We start from the raw sequence: 16,914 nt of genomic DNA, 5'->3' as shown, positions 1-16,914 counted from the left end.
GCCGTCACTCCAGGCGGATGTTCGAATCGCGCGCCACCTTGGCCCAGGTCGCCACGTCCTGGCGGATGAAGGCCCCGAAGGTCTTGGGATCGCTGCCGATGATGTCCAGCCCCAGCCCCACGAACTGCGCCTTGACGTCGGGCTGCTCCAGGATCTGCGCGAGATTCTTGTAGAGCTTGTCCACGACCGGCTGCGGCGTGCCCGCGGGCGCGACCAGGCCCAGCCAGGGCATGGCGGAATAGCCAGGCAGGCCCGATGCCGCCACCGTCGGCAGGTCCGGGACGGACGCCGAGGGCTGCGCCGTGGTCACCGCCAGCACGCGCAGCTTGCCGTCCTTCACGAACGGCCCGGACGAGGCCCAGGCGTCGAACATGACCTGCAGGCGGCCCGCCACCAGATCGTTCAGGGCCGGCGCGCTGCCCTTGTACGGGATGTGCGCCATCTGCACGCCCGCCATGCTGTTGAACAGCTCGGCCTCCAGGTGGGTGGAGCTGCCGGTGCCCACCGAGCCGTAGCTGACCTTGCCCGGATTCGCCTTGAGGTAGGCGATGAGCTCGCCCACGTTCTTGGCGGGAACCGACGGATGCACTTCCAGCACGTGCACCACCGAGGCCACCTGGCTGACGGGAGTGAAATCCTTGATGGGGTCGTAATTGACCTTGGCATAGATGCTGGGCGCGATGCCCAGCGAGGACGCCGCCATCAGCAAGGTATAGCCGTCGGGCTCGGCGCGCGACACGTAGTCCGACGCGATCATCGTGCCGCCGCCCGGCTTGTTCTCCACGATGACCGGCTGGCCCAGCCGGGTGCCGAGCTTCTCCGCCAGCAGGCGGCTCATGATGTCGGTCGCGCCGCCCGGCGAGAACGGCACCACGATGCGCACGGGGCGATTCGGGTAGTTGTCCTGGGCTTGCGCCGGACCGACGGCGCCGATGCAGGCCAGCGCCACGCCGGCCAATAGTCTCTTCATCATGCTTGTCTCCTCCTGGGATGGCATTGCGCTCGCGCGCTACGGGGTTGCGGGCAGGATCAAGGCGTCCAGCACCGCGACGCCCTGTCCCGCCTCTTTGATCAGCAATGGATTGACTTCGATTTCCGCGACGGCCCCGGGCGCGGCCAGCAAGGCGTTGCCCACGGCCACGATGCTCCGGCACGCCGCCTCCACGTCGGCCCGGGGCTTGCCCCGGTACCCGTCCAGCAGCGCGAACGCCTTGAGTTCGCGCAGCATTTGCAGGGCGATGCCTTCGTCGACCGGCAGCAAGCGGTGGCTGGTGTCCTGGTAGAGCTCGGTCAGCACGCCGCCCAGGCCCACGGTCAGCACGGGGCCGAAGACCGGGTCGCGGGTGGCGCCGACGATGATTTCCGCGACGCCCCGCTCCATCTTCTGCACCATCACGCCGTCGATGCGGGCGTCCGGCAGCGTCCCCGCCGCGGCCTGCGTCACCGCGCGGAACGCGCCGCGCACGGCCTCATCGTCGGCCAGGTTCAGCGCCACGCCGCCCGCCTCCGTCTTGTGGGCGATATCGGGGCTGAGGATTTTCAAGGCCACCGGATAACCCGCGGCCCGCGCGTCCGCCACGGCCTCATCGGCGCTGCGGGCCGCGCCGGCCCGCGCTTGAGGCAGGCCGAAATCCGCCACATAGGCGCGGGCATCCGCTTCGTTGCACGGCAGCGCAGGCATCGCGGGGGCCGCCAGTTCCGGCGCCGGGGCGATGCGCCTGGCGTTGCGCGCGTCGCACCACAGCAGGTAGGGGGCCAGGGCCGAGACCGCCTGGCCCAGGTCCTCGAACACCGCCACCTCGGCGTCACGCAGCGCGGCGCGGCTCTGCGCGAGCCCCGTATCGATCGCGACGAACAGCCGCGGGTGCCGGCGCGACACGTCCGCGAGCGCATCGGCCATGCGGTCGAGCATGTAGCCCGGCGCGTACACGACCACCGCATCGATGGCGGCGCTGGTGGCCAGGGCTTGCAGGACGGTACGCACGAAGTCGGGATTGTTGACGACGTTGCCCGTCACGTCCACCGGATTGCCCACCATGCCGTAATCGGGAATGCCTCCGCGCAGCACGGCCTGCAGGTCCGGCGGCAGGTCGGGCAGCTCCAGGCCGGCGCCGATGAACTTGTCCGCGAGGATGGCGCCCAGCGCGCCCGACATGGTCAGCACCGCGACGCGCTTGCCCGCGCCGCGGTGACGCAGCGTGGCCAGGCTCGCCAGGTGCGCCATCTGCGCGAAGTCCGTGGCCTCGATCACGTTCAGCTGCCGGAAGGCCGCCCCGTACACGCGGCGGTCCCCGGCCAGCGCCGAAGTGTGCGACTGCACCGCCTGCGCGCCCTTGTCGGTCGTGCCCGCCTTCAGCGCGATCAGCAGCTTGCCCTGGCGCTCCAGTTCACGGCAGGCGCGGATGAAGCGTTGGCCGTCGCGCAGCTGCTCGATATAGCCGAGCACGATTTCCGTTTGCGGGTCGGCGGCCAGGTACTCGAGGTATTGCGAAAAATCCAGGCAGGCTTCGTTGCCCGTATTGATGAAGTGCGAAAACGGCAGGCCCAGCCTGCGCGCGATGGCGTATACGGCGGCGCACACGTTGCCGCTCTGCGTCAGCAGGCTGACGCTTCCCGATCCGCTCTGGGCGGGCGCGGTCTTGAACACGGAGGCGAATGCCGTATAGGCCTGGGTGTTCAGGTTGGCGAAGCCCATGCAGTTGGGACCGGCCACGGCCATGCCGCTTTCCGCCGCGAAGGCTTCCAGCTCGTCCTGCAGGCGCGCGCCCTCCCCGCCCGCCTCGGCGAAGCCCGCCGCATAGACGATGGCCGCGCGCACGCCCTTGGCGTGGCAGCGGCGCAGCATGGGCGTCACGTCCGCGGCGGCGATCGCCAGCACCGCCAGATCCACCGCTACGGGCACCGACTCGATATCGGGCCAGCAACGCTGGCCGAACACTTCCTGGTACTTCGGGTTCACGGGGTAGATGCCCCCGGCATAGCCGAAGCGCGTCAGCAGGTCCAGGGGCATGCCGCCGATGCGTCCGGCGTCGGCGCTGGCGCCGATCATCGCGATGGATCGCGGATCGAGCAAGGGATCCAGGGAGGGGGTCATGCGGTCTTGCCCTCCTTGTTGCGCTGGATCGCCTGGGCCAGCCCGCGCTCGCGCACCGCCTGGAATTCCTCGCTCATGTGCGACAGCTGGTGCGTGTCGAAATGCGCCGACAAGGCGGTGCGAAAGCCTTGCGCGTCGGCGGTGCGGTTCAGCGAGCGCTTGATCAGGCGCAGGCCGAACGGCGGCGCCTGCGCGATACGCTGCGCCAGCGCCAGGGTCGCGGCATCCAGCTCGGCTTCGGGCACCACTCGGTTCACCATGCCGATCCGCAGCGCTTCCTGGGCATCGACCTTTTCGCCGGTGTAGAGCATTTCCTTCGCCTTGCGCAGCCCCATCACCCAAGGATGGATCAGCACTTCGGTGGCCGCGGCCGCCAGCGTATGGCCCACCGGATCCGAGAAGTACGCAGTGTCGGCGCACACCACCAGATCGCACATATTGGCGATCATGAACCCGCCCGCCACGCAGGCGCCCTGGACCTGGGCCACGGTCGGCTTGGGAAAGTCCCAGATGCGCAGGCAATAGCCGTAGTAGCGGCGCGACTCGTACTCCCAGCGTTCCTCCACGGTGAAGTCGGCGCGCTTGGCCTGGGCTTCCTTCAGATCGTGCCCGGCGGAAAAATGGGCGCCGCGGCCCGCCAGCACCACGACCCGCACGGCGTCGTCCTGCTCGGCCCGGGTCAGGGCATCGTCCAGCTCGTCCAGCATCTGCTGGCTCTGGGCATTGCGCGCGGATTCGCGCGCCAGGCTGATGCGGCATACGGAGTCGTGCCGTTCGACGGCCAGGGTGGCGTATTCCATGGTCTCCTCGTCTTTGTATGGCCGCGCCCGGGAAGGCGGCGCGGTCCGTTGGATTGAATTAACGCACTCACAATCCTAAAATACAAAATATTCATCAACTATTTCCCACATTATGAGCAACACGGCTTCAACAGGCGGCACCCAGAGCATGCGGCGCGCCCTCGCCCTGCTGCGCGTGCTGGCGCAGCACCAGGAAGAAGGCATCGATCTGCAGGGGGTCATGGCCGCCACCGGGCTGGAGCGCTCCACCGCCCACCGGCTGCTCAGCAGCCTGCTGGAGGAACAATTCGCAGAACGCGACGCCCGCACGCGGCGCTACCGGCTGGGCGTGGATTCCATGCAGCTGGGGTTCGCCGCGCTGCGGCGCACGCCGCTGCTGGATGCCCTGCGGCCATTCGCGCAGAAGCTGGCGCGACTATCGGGCGATACGGTGTTCCTGGTCATCCGCCAGGGCGACTACGCTTTATGCCTGTTGCGCGAGGCGGGTTCGTTTCCCGTGAAGGTGTTCACCATCGATCAGGGCGAACGGCGCCTGCTGGGGGTGGGAGCGGGCGGGCTTGCGCTGATGGCCGCCCTGCCGGACGAGGAGATCGCGGCGCTGTATGCGCGGCACGCGGCCGGGTACGCGCAGATCGGCGCATCCAGCGCGGCCCTGATGAAGGCCGTGAAACAGACCCGCGCGGCGGGGTACTCGGAGATCGTGGATACCATCACGCCGGGCGTCTCGGGCGTGGGAGCGGCGTTCCGGGTGTCGGAGCTGACGTGGGTGGCTTTCAGCTTCGGCGCGATCAGCAGCCGGCTGGACGCGCCACGGCGGGCGCAGATGGGCGCCCTGCTGCGCGCCGAATGTCAGGCCTGGGCGCAGGATTATCTCGGAGTCTGACACCGGGTTTCGTTCCCGGCCCGCCAGCCGCGCGGAGGCCGGGAATGCGCGGCGTGCTTGCCGCCCCTTTTAGAGGGGCGGCTCCAAGAGCGTCAGATGCGCTCGAAGATCGCGGCGATGCCCTGGCCGCCGCCAATGCACATGGTCACCAGCGCGTAGCGGCCGCCCACGCGTTGCAGTTCGTGCAGCGCCTTGACGGTGATGATCGCGCCGGTGGCGCCGATGGGGTGGCCCAGGCCGATGCCGCTGCCGTTGGGGTTCACCTTGGCCGGGTCGAGCTTCAGTTCGCGCGTCACCGCGCATGCCTGCGCCGCGAACGCCTCGTTGGCTTCGATCACGTCCAATTGGTCCACGGTCAGGCCGGCGCGCTTGAGCGCGGCCTGGGTCGCGGGCACCGGGCCAATGCCCATGATGTCCGGGTCCACGCCGGCGTGAGCGTAGGCGACCAGGCGGGCCAGCGGCTTGATGCCGCGCTTGGCCGCCACCGAGGCATTCATCAGCACCACAGCACCCGCGCCGTCGTTCAGACCCGAGGCGTTGCCGGCCGTGACCGTGCCGTTTTCCTTCTGGAACACCGGCTTGAGCGTCGCCAGGCTGTCGGCCGAGACGTCGCGGCGCACGTGCTCGTCGGTATCGAACACGACTTCGCCCTTGCGCGACTTCATCACCACCGGAACGATCTGGTCACGGAAGTAGCCAGCGTCGATCGCGGCCGCGGCGCGGCGGTGCGATTCGGCGGCCACGGCGTCCTGGTCCTGGCGGCTGATGCCGAACTTGGCCGCCACGTTCTCGGCGGTGACGCCCATGTGCATGCGGCCGAAGGGATCGGACAGCGCGCCGGTCATCATGTCCAGCATGACGCTGTCGCCCATGCGGGCGCCCCAGCGCTGGGCCGGCGCGATGTAGGGCGCGCGGCTCATGCTTTCGGCGCCGGCGCCGATCGCGATGTCGGCATCGCCCAGCATGATGGTCTGCGCCGCGGACACGATGGCCTGCAACCCCGAGCCGCACAGGCGGTTGACGTTGAAGGCCGGCGTTTCCTTGGCGATGCCGGCGTTCATGGCGGCCACCCGCGACAGGTACATGTCGCGCGGTTCCGTGTTGATGACATGGCCGACCGCGACGTGGCCGACTTCGTCGCCCTTGACCGCGGCGCGCTCCAGCGCGGCCTTGATGACGGTCGCGCCCAGGTCGCACGGCGGCACGTCTTTCAGCGCGCCCCCGAAATCGCCGATGGCGGTACGGACGGCGGACGCGACGATGACTTCATTCATGGTGTTTCCTCCTTGTGATGCATTCCATCATACCGCCGCCCCCTGCCCCCCGCTCCATTCTCAAACCTTGCGCGCGGCGCGCCGCGCGACGAAATCCTGCACCGCCTTCGCATGGGCCGGCGTCTTGTGCGCCAGCGCCTGGTAGGCCGCCGACAGTTCCAGCAGCGTATCCAGGCGCGCATGCTGGCTTTCGCGCAGCAAGCGCTTGGTGAGGCGCACCGCGTCCGGGGAATTCGCGGCGATGCGGCCGGCCAGCGCATGCGCGGCGGGCAGCAATTCGGCCGCGGGAACCACGCGTGAGACCAGGCCCCACTCGGCCGCCGTGCGCGCGTCGATAGCGTCGCCCGTGAACGACATTTCCGCCGCCCGCGCCATGCCGACCAGCCGCGGCAGGAACCAGGCGCCGCCGTCGCCGGGCACGATGCCCAGTTTCACGAAGCTCTCCGCAAAAGACGCCTCTTCCGCCGCGATCCGGACGTCGCACATGCAGGCCAGGTCGCAGCCCGCGCCGATGGCCGGCCCGTTGACCGCGGCGATGGTCGGCACTTCCAGCGCGTGCAGCGCCAGCGGCAGCCGCTGTATGCCGTGGCGGTACTCCTGGCGCAGCGCGGCGCCGCCCACTTCCGGACCTATCTGCCGCTGCATGTCGTTCACGTTGCCGCCCGACGAAAACACCGTGCCGACCGCGGTAATGACCAGCACGCGCGCCTGGGGGTCGCGCTCGACGCGGGCGAACGCAGCGAGCAGTTCGTCGACCATCGTGCTGCCGGTCAGGGCGTTGCGGGTTTTCGGATCGTCCAGGGTCAACGTGACCACGCCGTCCGCGCTCTGTTCGTACTGCACCAGATCCGCCATGGATCCCTCCTGTTCAATAAAAGGCGCGGGCCCGCCGGCCCGCTGGTCGGTTTATTGCTTGGGAATGCCGGCCCGTTGCGCGGCCTGGTCCCACTTGCGTATTTCTTCGCGCTGGAATTCGCCGAGCGCCTTCGGCCCCACCGGGAATACCTCCCAGTTCGTGCGCGCCAGGAAGTCGGCGGCGTCCCGGGTACCGTAGATCGACAGCAGGGTGTCGGACAGCGTTTCGATCACGGCGGGCGGCGTGCGGGCGGGCGCGAAGGCGGCGGTCCAGTTCACCATGTAGTAGCCCGGGAAGCCGGACTCCTGCAAGGTCGGGGTGTCCGGGGCGCTTTTTAGGCGCGTATCTCCCGTGACCGCGAGCAGGCGCATGCGGCCGCTTTGCACGAAGGGAATCACGGCGCCGTAGTCCGCGAACACGAAATCGACCTGGCCGCCGGCCAGGTCCGTCAGCGCCGGCGCGGCGCCGCGGTAGGGCACGTGGTTGGCTTTGATGCCGCCCATGGACAGGAACAGTTCGGTGGCGATCTGATAGGAGGCGCTGCCGCTTCCGAAGTTCAGTTCGCCGGGTCGCTTGCGCGCGGCGTCCACCAGGTCCGCCACCGTCTTGTACGGCGCGTCGGCCTTCACCGCCAGGGCCATCGCGCCATAGCCCAGGCGCGCCACGGGCGCGAAGTCCTTGACCGGATCGTAGGGCAGATGCTTGAACATTGCGGCATTCGTCGCCACCGGGGAATTGCTGGCCAGGAGCAAGGTATAGCCGTCGGGCTCGGCCGTGGCCACCGCCTGCGCAGCGATGAAGCTGTTGCCGCCCGGCCGGTTCTCCACGGTGACCGCCACGCCCAGCTTCTCTTCCATCTTTTTGGCCACGTACCGGGCATTGCTGTCGGTGCCGCTGCCCGGCGGAAACGATACGATCAGCCGGATGGGTTTGTCGGGATAGGCGGCGTAGACCGCCGCCGCGGGTTGCGCCAGCCATGCGGCGCACACCAGCGCCAATAGGCGCATTGCCTTCTTCATGCTTGTCTCCTGTTGTTGTCGCTCGTCGCGTCGGACGCGGAGCCAGGATCAGGGTAGGCATGCAGGAAGGTGCCGTCTAATATTAATTTTTGCGCTTCCGATACCAAACGCATATTGCCGTGCGCCTGGATTCGATATGAATATCGTATCGAAAATCAAAAAAATAATATTGGACAGCTTTCAGGGCGTTCACGGATAGTGAGCTTCGGCGCCCTGCGCGGCGCCCTGTCCGCATCGGAGCGCCCCATGATAGATACGCTGGAACTTACCGCCATCCCTCCCGAAGACGAAGCCTTGCGCGCCGAGGTCCGGGATTTCCTGGCGCAAACCCTGGACGGCCTCGAGCCCGACGAACGGGCCAGGTCGTGGATGGGCTTCGACGCCGGCTTCAGCCGCCAGCTGGCCGAACGGGGATGGCTGGGCCTGACCCTGCCTCGCGAACACGGCGGATCGGCGCGCGGCCACTTCGCGCGCTTCGTCCTGTCCGAGGAGCTGCTGGGCGCGGGCGCTCCCGTGTCGGCCCACTGGATCGCCGACCGCCAAAGCGCGCCGCTGATCCTCAAGTACGGCACGCCCGCGCAGCAGGCGTTCTACCTGCCCCGCATCTGCCGCGCGGAGGCATTCTTCTGCATCGGCATGAGCGAACCCGGCTCGGGATCCGACCTCGCCAGCATCCGCACCCGCGCCGTTCCTTCCGCCGGCGGCTGGCGCCTGAACGGCAGCAAGATCTGGACGACCAACGCGCACCGCTCGCACTACATGATCGCGCTGGTCCGCACGTCCGGCACGGCCGAGGACCGCCACCAGGGCCTGTCGCAATTCATCGTGGACCTGTCGTTGCCGGGCATCTCGATCCGCCCCATCGAAGACCTGGCGGGCGATGCGCATTTCTCCGAGGTGTTCTTCGACAACGTGGAGCTGGCCGAGGATGCCCTGATCGGCGCCGAGGGCGCCGGCTGGGCGCAAGTGAACGCCGAGCTGGCGTTCGAGCGCAGCGGCCCCGAGCGCCTGTATTCCAGCATCGCGCTGCTGGAGTGCTGGCTGGCGCATTGCCGCGGCCAGGCTGAAGACGCCGGCAGCCGCGCCGTACTCGGCAGCATCCTGTCCCAGATGGCGGTGCTGCGCGCCATGTCGCTGTCGATCGCGGGCAAGCTCGCCGCCGGGCTCAGCCCCGCGACCGAAGCCGCGCTCGTGAAAGACCTGGGCACCGAACTGGAGCAGGCCATCCCCCGCCTGATCGGCGATACGCTGGCGCGCCGCCCCGATATGCCGCCTCCCCTGCCGCTGCTGCGCACGCTCGCCTACCTGGAACAGGTGGCGCCCACATTCTCGCTGCGCGGCGGCACCCGCGAGATCCTGCGCGGCATCATCGCGCGCGGACTTGGCCTTCGATAAGGACGACTGTCATGGACAACATTTTTGGCGATGCCGCCGAACGCCTGTTCGCGCAAACCTGCACGGCCGACGTCATCCGCCGCGCCGAACAGGGGCAGCGGCCCGCGCAGGCCTGGCAGGCCTGCGAAGAAGCCGGCTTCGGCGACGCGCTGGTGCCACAAGAGGACGGCGGCGCGGGGCTGGACCTGGCCGAGGCGCTGCCCATCGTACTGGCGGCGGGCCGCCATCTCTGCCCCTACCCCATCGCCCATACCCTGCTGGCGCGCGCCTGGCTCTGCCGCGCGCAACGTCCGCAGCCCGCGGGCTCCATCGCGCTGGCGCCGCAAGGCCTCGCGCTTCACGAAGGACGCCTGCACGGGACGAACGTGCCCTGGGCGCAGACCGCGGACTACGTGCTGGCCGAGGCCGGCGGACAGGCGTGGCTGCTGCCCACCCAAGCCGCCTGCATCCGCCCCAATGGCGTGCACGGCAGCCTGGCCGCCGAGGCCTCGTGGGCGCTTGCCGACGCCGAACGCGTGAAGGCCGTCGCGCCCCTGGACGTGCTGGCCGCCACCGCCGACGCAGGCCTCATCGCGGGCGCGCTGGAGCGGGTGCTGGCCATGACGCTGGACTACGCCAACCAGCGTTCGCAGTTCGGCAAGCCCATCGGCCGGTTCCAGGCGGTGCAGCAACAGATCAGTGTGATGGCCGAACAGGTGTGGGCCGCCCGCATGGCGGCGCAGCTCGCGTTCCAGGGCAGCGACGGTCAGCCCGCCCCGCTGCTGGCCGCGACCGGCAAGGCGCGCGCCAGCCTGGCCGCGCCCCTGGTGGCCGACATCGCGCACGCGGTGCACGGCGCGATCGGAATCACCGAGGAATACGACCTGCAGCGCTATACCCGGCGCCTGCGCGAATGGCGGCTGGCCGGCGGGTCGGAAACCCATTGGCACGAACGCATCGGCGCGCATGCCCTGGCCAGCGGCGACGACGCGCTGTCGTACCTGCGCGGCGCTCTGCAGCGCAAGGAAGCGGCATGAACGCAGGGCCTCGCAACGAGCTGCCGCTGGCCGGCATCCGCGTGCTCGACCTGAGCCGCGTGCTGGCCGGCCCCTGGTGCACGCAGACCCTGGCCGACCTGGGCGCCGAAGTCTGGAAGATCGAAGCGCCCGGACAGGGCGACGATACCCGCAGCTGGTCCCCGCCCGACGTCGGCGGCGAGTCCACCTATTTCCTGTGCGCCAACCGCAGCAAGGAATCCGTCGCCATCAACCTGAAGCATCCGGAAGGCCAGCGCATCGTGCGGGACCTGGCCCGGCAGGCCGACGTGCTGGTCGAAAACTACCGGCTGGGCGCGCTGGACGCCTTCGGACTCGGCTACGAAGACCTGGCCGCCATCAACCCCGGCCTGGTCTATTGCTCCATCAGTGGCTACGGGCGCAGCGGGCCGCGCGCGGCCGAGCCAGGCTACGACTTCGTGATCCAGGCCGAAAGCGGGCTGATGTCCATCACGGGCGAACCCGATGGCGCGCCGATGAAGCTGGGAGTGGCGATCACCGACCTCGTCACCGGCATGAACGGCGTGCAGGCGATCCTGGCCGCGCTGCTGGCGCGCGCGCGCAACGGCCGCGGCCAGCAGATCGACCTGGCGCTGCTGGACGGGGCCGTGAGCGTGCTGGCCAACGTCGGCTCCGGCTATCTCGCCGCGGGCAAGGCGCCCGCGCGCCTGGGCAACGGGCATCCCACCGTGGTGCCTTATCAAATATTCGGCACGCGCGACGGCTCCTTCGCCCTGGCGGTGGGCAACGACGGGCAGTTCGCCCGTCTCTGCGCCCTGCTCGGGCATCCTGAATGGAGCGCCGACCCGGACTACGCGACCAACCGGGCCCGGGTACTGAACCGCGGCCGCCTCATCCCGCTGTTGGAAACCCTGTTCGCCGCCGAAGACACCGCGCACTGGCTGGCCCGCGTGCGCGCCGCGGGCATCCCCGCGGGCGCGGTACGCCGCGTCGACGAGGCCCTGGACGCTCCCGAGATCGCGGCGCGGGGAATGATCGCCGACACGGCCGACGCCCGGCACGGCTCGCTGCGCCTGCTGCGCTCGCCTTTGCATCTGCGCGGCACGCCGCCGCGCGAACCCGCCGCCCCCCCGCGCCTGGGCGAACACACCGACGCCGTGCTGGCGCGCGCGCTGGCGCTGGACGAGCCTGCGCTGGCCGCCCTGCGCGGCCAGGGCGCGATCGCCTGATAGCGAAGGGATAGCACCAATGCGGGAGGCGATATGCGCACCGTATCATGTGAGGCCCGCTCCATCCGGACCGCCTTCATGGATTTCCGTCACCTGCAGCAGTTCCTCGTCCTCGCCGAAACGCTGAACTTCCATCGCGCGGCCGAAAAGCTGCACATGTCGCAGCCGCCGCTGTCCGTCTCGATCCGCAAGCTCGAAGAGATGGTGGGCGTGCCGCTGTTCATCCGCGGACGCCAGGGAGTCAGGCTGACCGAAGCCGGCCTGGCGGCGCTGGACGAAGCGCGGCGCGCCCTGTTCCATGCCGAGCAGTTCCGGCAGGCGGCGCGCGCGGGCGCCGTCGGCGAAGGCGGCACGGTGCGCATCGGTTTCGTGGGGTCGGCGACCCACGGCGTGCTGCCGCGCATCCTGCCGCCGTTCCGCCAACGCTATCCGGGCGTCACCGTGGTGCTGCGCGAAGCCACGTCGATACGCATCATGCAGGAGCTCGAAGAAGACACGCTGGAGGTAGGCATCGTCCGCGTGCCGGTGGCGATGGGATCGAACGTGCGGCTGGCGCCGCTCACGACCGAGAACTTCGCGCTGGCCATACCCAAGACCCATCCCCTGGCGCGGCGGGGCCGCATCCGGCTCAAGGACCTGGCGGACGAAGCCTTCATCATGTACACCGCCACCGAGGCGGCCGGCCTGCGCATGGCCGCGATCAACGCCTGCCAGCTGCGCGGCTTCACGCCCCGCATCACGCAGGAAGCGGTCCAGGTGCAAACGCTGTTGAGCCTGGTCGAAAGCGGGCTGGGGGTGGCCCTGGTGCCCGCCGGCGGCCGCCGCCATCCCGGCACCAACGTCGTCTACAAAACGCTGTCCGACTTTCCCGCCGATGCCTCGATCGGCATTTCGCTGGCGTGGAATCCCGCCACGGAACGCAGCGCCACCCGCAATCTGCGCGAAATGGCCAGCCAGGCCTTCCGGGACAAGGCCGCGAAATAAGCCCAGGCCTTGCGGCAACCGGGCCGCCAGGCTTAGGATGGAGCATGGCCACGCCGCAACGGTGCCCCCCAGGCTCGCGCTGCGGCGCCGGACCGAGGTTCGACTTCACCAGCGATTCGGGAGCACATCGTGAAGACAGTTGCTGAGCTTCTCAGGGAAAAGGCCAACCATTCCGTCGTGACGGTCTCGCCGGACGCGTCGGTCTTCGACGCCATCAGTATCATGGCGGAACGCAGCATCGGCGCGGTCGTGGTCGTCCAGGGCGACTCCGTGCTGGGCATGCTGACCGAACGCGACTATGCCCGCAAGATCGTCCTGCAGGACCGCTCGTCGCGAACCACGAAAGTCCGCGACATCATGACCGACTCGGTCTATTACGTCAGCCGCACGGACACCCGCGAGCACTGCATGGCCATGATGACCGAACGGCACTTCCGACATCTGCCTGTCATAGAAGACGGCAAGCTGGTCGGGCTGCTGTCCATCGGCGACCTGGTCAAGGACGTCATGAGCGAACAGAAGTTCATCATCCACGAACTCGAACGCTACATCACGGGCGAGCGCGGCTGACGCCGCCGCCAAGGCGTGTAGCCCGTCCGGCCGGCGGGCTCGCCGCTAGCCCGCCGCCAGCGCCTTGAACGCCGGCACGATCAAGCCCAGCCCGGCTGCCAGCAGCAGCACGAACACCATGCGCTTGACCGTCTTCATCGAGTCGGCGGTGGCATAGCGGCGCGCCACCCAGGTCACGCCGATCACGATCGGCAGCGCCAGCACGCTCAGCCAGAACGACGAGGCCATGAATGCGCCCTGCCCCGTCACCAGGGCCAGGCGCACGAGGGCATTGAGCGAAAAAAGAATCAGCAGGCTGTTGCGGATGGCCGCCAGCGGCAAGGGCTGGCGGTACAGGTGATAGACCATGGGAGGCCCCGCGCTGGAGAACAGTCCGCCCAATACGCCGGACACGGCGCCGAAGAACAGGAAGGACTTGCGCGACGAGACGCGCGCCAGCGGTTGGGCGCGCGCCACCAGCAGGACGGCGCAGGCCAGGATGGTGACGCCCAGCAGCAGCTGCAACAGGACCGTCATCGAACCGCTGATCCACGCCAGGGCGGAAACGCCCACCCCGACGCCCACCAGGCTGCTGATCATGGCGGGCCGGATCAGCGACCAGTTCACCTGGGGCTTGGCGCGCGCCAGCGTCACCGCGGCGTTCACCAGCGACAGCACGCTGACCACGTTGGCCACTTCGGATACCGACGCCAACTGGAAAACGCCCGACAGGCCCAGCAGCACCAGGCCGAATGCGAAACCCGTCATCGTCTGCGCATAGGTGGCGAGCGCCACGCAGGCGAGAAACAGCAAGTGTTGGGAAATACTCATGCTTGGGGGAAGAGCCTGACCTGCCTCGGCTCTGCCCGAAGCCGCGCAAGAGGCGCGGCATGGGAGCGGATCGACGGGGAACGGCGTGCTAGGGGTCTACGTTTTCTCGCCGGCGATCATAGCATCGGGCGCTGCGGCACATACTTTGTCACAAATAGATGCGCTCATGCACCCCGCCCATAGCGGGGGACCGCTATCCTTGCCGCCCTGCCACCCGCTGCGCCCCGCCCCGCGCCAATGACGCCCCGACAGACCACGATCAATACGGTGACCCTGACCTGCTCCACCTGCGGCAGCGCCCAGTTCACCAAGCTGGACACCAATGAATACCGCTGCAGCCACTGCCATGCGGTGACGCTGGTCGAAGACAACGTCGCCCAGCGCCTTGAGAAGATCCTGCGCGGCATGCAGCAGCCGGCTCCGCCGGCGCGGCCGGGTCCCGGCGTCCTGGCGGCGATCGCCATCACCGTCGCGGCCGCCATCGCGGTGCCGGTGGTGATCTCGCTGCTGGGTTCGGACAGCCGCGGCACCTCGCGCCAACCGCCGCCCCCTCCCCCCATCGACGCCTCGCTGGTCAAGCTGACCGACGTGCGGGAGGTCCAGACGCGGAGCCGCCGCCAGCTCGTCCTGATCGTGCGCAACGAAACCGGCAAGAAAATCGACATGCCGCGGGTCACGGCCTCCTTCTTCCAGGGCGAGCTCTCGCTGTCGTCCTCTTCCGGATCCGCGCCGGCGCGCTCGCTGCAGCCGGGCGAGTACTCGCCCATGACGATCTCCGTCCCGGACAAGGCCTATACGCGCTACGCGCTGCAGGTATCGCAGCCCACCCTGGCGCGCGGCAAGAACAACGACATCATCGCCAGCAAGGTCCAGTTGGTGCGCAACGACGGCACCTACCGCCTGGTGGGCCTGCTGAAGAACAACGGCGCCGGCGAGGCCAGCAGCAGCCAGGTCACGGTGATGCTCTACGGCGACGATGGCGCGCTGATCGGCATCGGCAACGGCTACGGCTCCGCCAGCACGCTGGCGCCGGGCGCGCTCACCGCCTTCGACGTGCGGTGCGACATGCTGGCCGAGGGCGCCGTCGCCTCCTACGATTACATGGTGCAAAGTGAACGCTAACCGCTCCGACAACTCGAAGCGCCTGTCGCGGCCGGCCGCCGCCGGGCTGGGGCTGATCATGCTCGCCGCCGGCGGCTACGCCTTGTGGAAGCACACCAACGTCCTGCCCTGGAGCGCGCGCTCCCCCGCCCAGGCCGCGCCCGCGGCCGTGGCCGCGCCTCCCAAGGACGACACCCCGCCCAGCCGCATCGTGCGCGTCAGCCCCGCCAATGTGCGCGTGATCGATCACGTGCGCCTGAGCACGGAGGAACTGCTGGATCCGGAATTCGCCCTGTTCGACCCGGCGGCGCTCAAGCTGTCGGCCCCTCGCCGGCTGCTCGACGAAATCGAGCGCCCGGTGCTGTACGCGGAACTGGTCAATACCAGCGACCGGTACGTCGCCCTCTCGCCGAAGGCGGCAATCACGGTATTCGATGGTTCCCGCGCGCTGGACCTGAGGCAGGATTGGAGCCTGCCCTCCCATCTGTACCCCGGCGAGCGGGTGCCGGTGGCGCTGACGGGACGCGTCGACCGCTACACCGAAGTCAAGACCGACTGGCTGCCGGCCAAACGCGCCGCCCTGCCCGGCCCGCGCCCCAAGCTCGCCGTTTCTGTCGAGAATACCGAGGCCAACGTCGGCACCGGCACCCTGAATTTCACCTACCGCTACCGCTATAAGTACGTCACCGTCCACGGGCGCGTGCGCAACGACAGCGCCGTGGAAGTCGAAGGCGTCAGGGCCTGGGTCAGCCTGTACGACGCCCAGGACAAATTGTCCGGCGCGGCCTTCCAGGAGCTCCGGCTTCCCAGGCTCAAGCCCGGCGAAAGCGCTCCCTTCCAAGTCAACGTGAAACAGCACGGCGGGAATTTCGCCCGGGTGGAAATCATCTACGACGCGAACGCGCGCTAGTCTCCGCCAGCCTGTCCGGACGCCGGCCCCTCCCTCTTGCGGGGCGGCCCGGACGGCGTCGCCCTTAAGCAACAGCGAGGCACTCAGGTCTTATATAAGATATAAGACATTTGCTTGGGTCCCCCTCTTCCCTCTACAATTCGGGCCACAACCCTTCTTCCAACCCGACTTTGAGCAGGCCTCACATGCTGGATAACTACCGCCAACACGTTGCCGAACGCGCGGCCCTGGGAATTCCCCCGCTGCCCCTTACGGCCAAACAAACCGCCGAACTGATCGAACTGCTGAAGAATCCGCCCGCAGGCGAAGAGCAGAACCTGGTCGAACTGCTGACCCATCGCGTGCCGGCCGGCGTGGACGATGCCGCCAAGGTCAAGGCTTCGTACCTGGCCGCCGTGGCGCTGGGCAAGGAAGCTTGTGCGCTGATCAGCCGCGCCAAGGCGACCGAGCTGCTCGGCACGATGCTGGGCGGCTACAACATTGGCCCGCTGATCGAACTGCTGGACGACGCTGAAATCGGCACCATCGCCGCCGATGCGCTGAAGAAGACCCTGCTGATGTTCGACGCCTTCCACGACGTGAAGGAAAAGGCCGACAAGGGCAACGCCAACGCGAAGGCCGTCCTGCAAAGCTGGGCCGACGCCGAATGGTTCACCAGCCGTCCGGAACTGCCGGAAAGCCTGACGATCACCGTTTTCAAGGTGCCGGGCGAAACCAACACCGACGACCTGTCGCCCGCTCCCGACGCCACCACCCGCCCCGACATCCCGATGCACGCCCTGGCGATGCTCAAGAACAAGCGCGAAGGCGCCGCGTTCCAGCCGGAGGAAGACGGCAAGCGCGGCCCCGTGAAGTTCATCGAGTCGTTGAAGGAAAAGGGCCACCTGGTCGCCTACGTCGGCGATGTGGTCGGCACGGGCTCCTCGCGCAAGTCGGCCACCAACTCGGTGCTGTGGTTCACCGGCGAAGACATCCCCTTCGTGCCGAACAAGCG

General features: G+C 68.6%; 15 protein-coding genes and 1 pseudogene. 9 read left to right on the top strand and 7 right to left on the bottom strand.

The window, feature by feature from the left end; all coding sequences use genetic code 11:
* Positions 1–4 precede the first annotated feature (4 nt).
* From ACN6PJ_RS11925 to ACN6PJ_RS11915, 3 genes are read right to left on the bottom strand one after another with little or no spacing between them, the layout of a single operon-like run.
* Positions 5–973: a Bug family tripartite tricarboxylate transporter substrate binding protein gene (locus ACN6PJ_RS11925; RefSeq protein WP_427996078.1), complete on the bottom strand. Its 969-nt coding sequence runs from the start codon at positions 971–973 to the stop codon at positions 5–7.
* A gap of 36 nt (positions 974–1,009) precedes the next feature.
* On the bottom strand, positions 1,010–3,094 hold the full coding sequence (locus tag ACN6PJ_RS11920) for an acetate--CoA ligase family protein (RefSeq protein WP_427996077.1): 2,085 nt from the start codon (positions 3,092–3,094) through the stop codon (positions 1,010–1,012).
* Complete coding sequence (locus ACN6PJ_RS11915) at positions 3,091–3,894, bottom strand: enoyl-CoA hydratase (protein ID WP_427996076.1); 804 nt, start codon at positions 3,892–3,894, stop codon at positions 3,091–3,093. The genes ACN6PJ_RS11920 and ACN6PJ_RS11915 overlap by 4 nt, the downstream gene beginning before the upstream one ends.
* Positions 3,895–4,042: 148 nt before the next feature.
* Between ACN6PJ_RS11915 and ACN6PJ_RS11910 the strand changes: the two genes are divergently transcribed.
* The gene (locus tag ACN6PJ_RS11910; RefSeq protein WP_427996075.1) at positions 4,043–4,777 is read left to right on the top strand and encodes an IclR family transcriptional regulator; all 735 of its coding nucleotides are present in this window, start codon (positions 4,043–4,045) and stop codon (positions 4,775–4,777) included.
* A 92-nt stretch (positions 4,778–4,869) separates the two neighbouring features.
* Here the strand turns inward: ACN6PJ_RS11910 and bktB are convergent, their stop codons facing one another.
* Genes bktB through ACN6PJ_RS11895 form a run of 3 tightly spaced genes read right to left on the bottom strand, consistent with a single transcriptional unit; the run spans position 4,870 to position 7,926 of the window.
* Entirely contained in the window at positions 4,870–6,051 is a 1,182-nt protein-coding gene (bktB, locus tag ACN6PJ_RS11905) for a beta-ketothiolase BktB (protein ID WP_427996074.1), read from the bottom strand.
* A 60-nt stretch (positions 6,052–6,111) separates the two neighbouring features.
* A complete protein-coding gene (locus ACN6PJ_RS11900; RefSeq protein WP_427996073.1) occupies positions 6,112–6,906 on the bottom strand; it encodes a crotonase/enoyl-CoA hydratase family protein in 795 nt (264 codons plus the stop codon).
* 51 nt (positions 6,907–6,957) lie between these two features.
* The gene (locus tag ACN6PJ_RS11895; protein ID WP_427996072.1) at positions 6,958–7,926 is read right to left on the bottom strand and encodes a Bug family tripartite tricarboxylate transporter substrate binding protein; all 969 of its coding nucleotides are present in this window, start codon (positions 7,924–7,926) and stop codon (positions 6,958–6,960) included.
* A gap of 246 nt (positions 7,927–8,172) precedes the next feature.
* Between ACN6PJ_RS11895 and ACN6PJ_RS11890 the strand changes: the two genes are divergently transcribed.
* The 5 genes from ACN6PJ_RS11890 to ACN6PJ_RS11870 all read left to right on the top strand — a co-directional run bounded on the left by ACN6PJ_RS11890 (position 8,173) and on the right by ACN6PJ_RS11870 (position 13,099).
* Complete coding sequence (locus ACN6PJ_RS11890) at positions 8,173–9,321, top strand: acyl-CoA dehydrogenase family protein (protein ID WP_427996071.1); 1,149 nt, start codon at positions 8,173–8,175, stop codon at positions 9,319–9,321.
* Between the two features lie 11 nt (positions 9,322–9,332).
* Positions 9,333–10,337, top strand: a complete 1,005-nt coding sequence (locus tag ACN6PJ_RS11885) for an acyl-CoA dehydrogenase family protein (protein ID WP_427996070.1) — start codon at positions 9,333–9,335, stop codon at positions 10,335–10,337.
* Positions 10,334–11,545 (top strand): CaiB/BaiF CoA transferase family protein, encoded by a 1,212-nt coding sequence (locus ACN6PJ_RS11880; RefSeq protein WP_427996069.1) that lies wholly within the window; start codon positions 10,334–10,336, stop codon positions 11,543–11,545. The genes ACN6PJ_RS11885 and ACN6PJ_RS11880 overlap by 4 nt, the downstream gene beginning before the upstream one ends.
* A 78-nt stretch (positions 11,546–11,623) precedes the next feature.
* Positions 11,624–12,529, top strand: coding sequence for a LysR family transcriptional regulator (locus ACN6PJ_RS11875; RefSeq protein ID WP_427996068.1), 906 nt, complete (start codon positions 11,624–11,626; stop codon positions 12,527–12,529).
* Between the two features lie 129 nt (positions 12,530–12,658).
* Entirely contained in the window at positions 12,659–13,099 is a 441-nt protein-coding gene (locus ACN6PJ_RS11870) for a CBS domain-containing protein (protein ID WP_427996067.1), read from the top strand.
* Between the two features lie 45 nt (positions 13,100–13,144).
* On the opposite strand, the gene ACN6PJ_RS11865 is transcribed toward ACN6PJ_RS11870, so the two are convergent.
* Complete coding sequence (locus ACN6PJ_RS11865; RefSeq protein ID WP_427996066.1) at positions 13,145–13,909, bottom strand: TSUP family transporter; 765 nt, start codon at positions 13,907–13,909, stop codon at positions 13,145–13,147.
* A 237-nt stretch (positions 13,910–14,146) separates the two neighbouring features.
* Between ACN6PJ_RS11865 and ACN6PJ_RS11860 the strand changes: the two genes are divergently transcribed.
* The 3 genes and pseudogenes from ACN6PJ_RS11860 to ACN6PJ_RS11850 all read left to right on the top strand — a co-directional run.
* Complete coding sequence (locus tag ACN6PJ_RS11860; RefSeq protein ID WP_427996065.1) at positions 14,147–15,031, top strand: FxLYD domain-containing protein; 885 nt, start codon at positions 14,147–14,149, stop codon at positions 15,029–15,031.
* Positions 15,021–15,920: an FxLYD domain-containing protein gene (locus tag ACN6PJ_RS11855; RefSeq protein ID WP_427996064.1), complete on the top strand. Its 900-nt coding sequence runs from the start codon at positions 15,021–15,023 to the stop codon at positions 15,918–15,920. Before ACN6PJ_RS11860 ends, ACN6PJ_RS11855 begins: the two co-directional genes overlap by 11 nt.
* Before the next feature lie 185 nt (positions 15,921–16,105).
* A pseudogene (locus ACN6PJ_RS11850) lies at positions 16,106–16,914 on the top strand (bifunctional aconitate hydratase 2/2-methylisocitrate dehydratase); the annotation flags it as partial.

Origin of the sequence: Achromobacter sp., from assembly GCF_050285585.1 — a bacterium.
GTDB lineage: Bacteria > Pseudomonadota > Gammaproteobacteria > Burkholderiales > Burkholderiaceae_B > Achromobacter.
Note: the sequence above shows the minus strand (reverse complement) of the source record. Positions and strands in the feature narration are given on the sequence as shown.

Coding starts and splice junctions, on each gene's coding strand:
- ACN6PJ_RS11925 (WP_427996078.1), bottom strand. CDS start 973: ATGATGAAGAGACTATTGGCCGGCGTGGCGCTGGCCTGCATCGGCGCC.
- ACN6PJ_RS11920 (WP_427996077.1), bottom strand. CDS start 3,094: ATGACCCCCTCCCTGGATCCCTTGCTCGATCCGCGATCCATCGCGATG.
- ACN6PJ_RS11915 (WP_427996076.1), bottom strand. CDS start 3,894: ATGGAATACGCCACCCTGGCCGTCGAACGGCACGACTCCGTATGCCGC.
- ACN6PJ_RS11910 (WP_427996075.1), top strand. CDS start 4,043: ATGCGGCGCGCCCTCGCCCTGCTGCGCGTGCTGGCGCAGCACCAGGAA.
- bktB (WP_427996074.1), bottom strand. CDS start 6,051: ATGAATGAAGTCATCGTCGCGTCCGCCGTCCGTACCGCCATCGGCGAT.
- ACN6PJ_RS11900 (WP_427996073.1), bottom strand. CDS start 6,906: ATGGCGGATCTGGTGCAGTACGAACAGAGCGCGGACGGCGTGGTCACG.
- ACN6PJ_RS11895 (WP_427996072.1), bottom strand. CDS start 7,926: ATGAAGAAGGCAATGCGCCTATTGGCGCTGGTGTGCGCCGCATGGCTG.
- ACN6PJ_RS11890 (WP_427996071.1), top strand. CDS start 8,173: ATGATAGATACGCTGGAACTTACCGCCATCCCTCCCGAAGACGAAGCC.
- ACN6PJ_RS11885 (WP_427996070.1), top strand. CDS start 9,333: ATGGACAACATTTTTGGCGATGCCGCCGAACGCCTGTTCGCGCAAACC.
- ACN6PJ_RS11880 (WP_427996069.1), top strand. CDS start 10,334: ATGAACGCAGGGCCTCGCAACGAGCTGCCGCTGGCCGGCATCCGCGTG.
- ACN6PJ_RS11875 (WP_427996068.1), top strand. CDS start 11,624: ATGGATTTCCGTCACCTGCAGCAGTTCCTCGTCCTCGCCGAAACGCTG.
- ACN6PJ_RS11865 (WP_427996066.1), bottom strand. CDS start 13,909: ATGAGTATTTCCCAACACTTGCTGTTTCTCGCCTGCGTGGCGCTCGCC.
- ACN6PJ_RS11860 (WP_427996065.1), top strand. CDS start 14,147: ATGACGCCCCGACAGACCACGATCAATACGGTGACCCTGACCTGCTCC.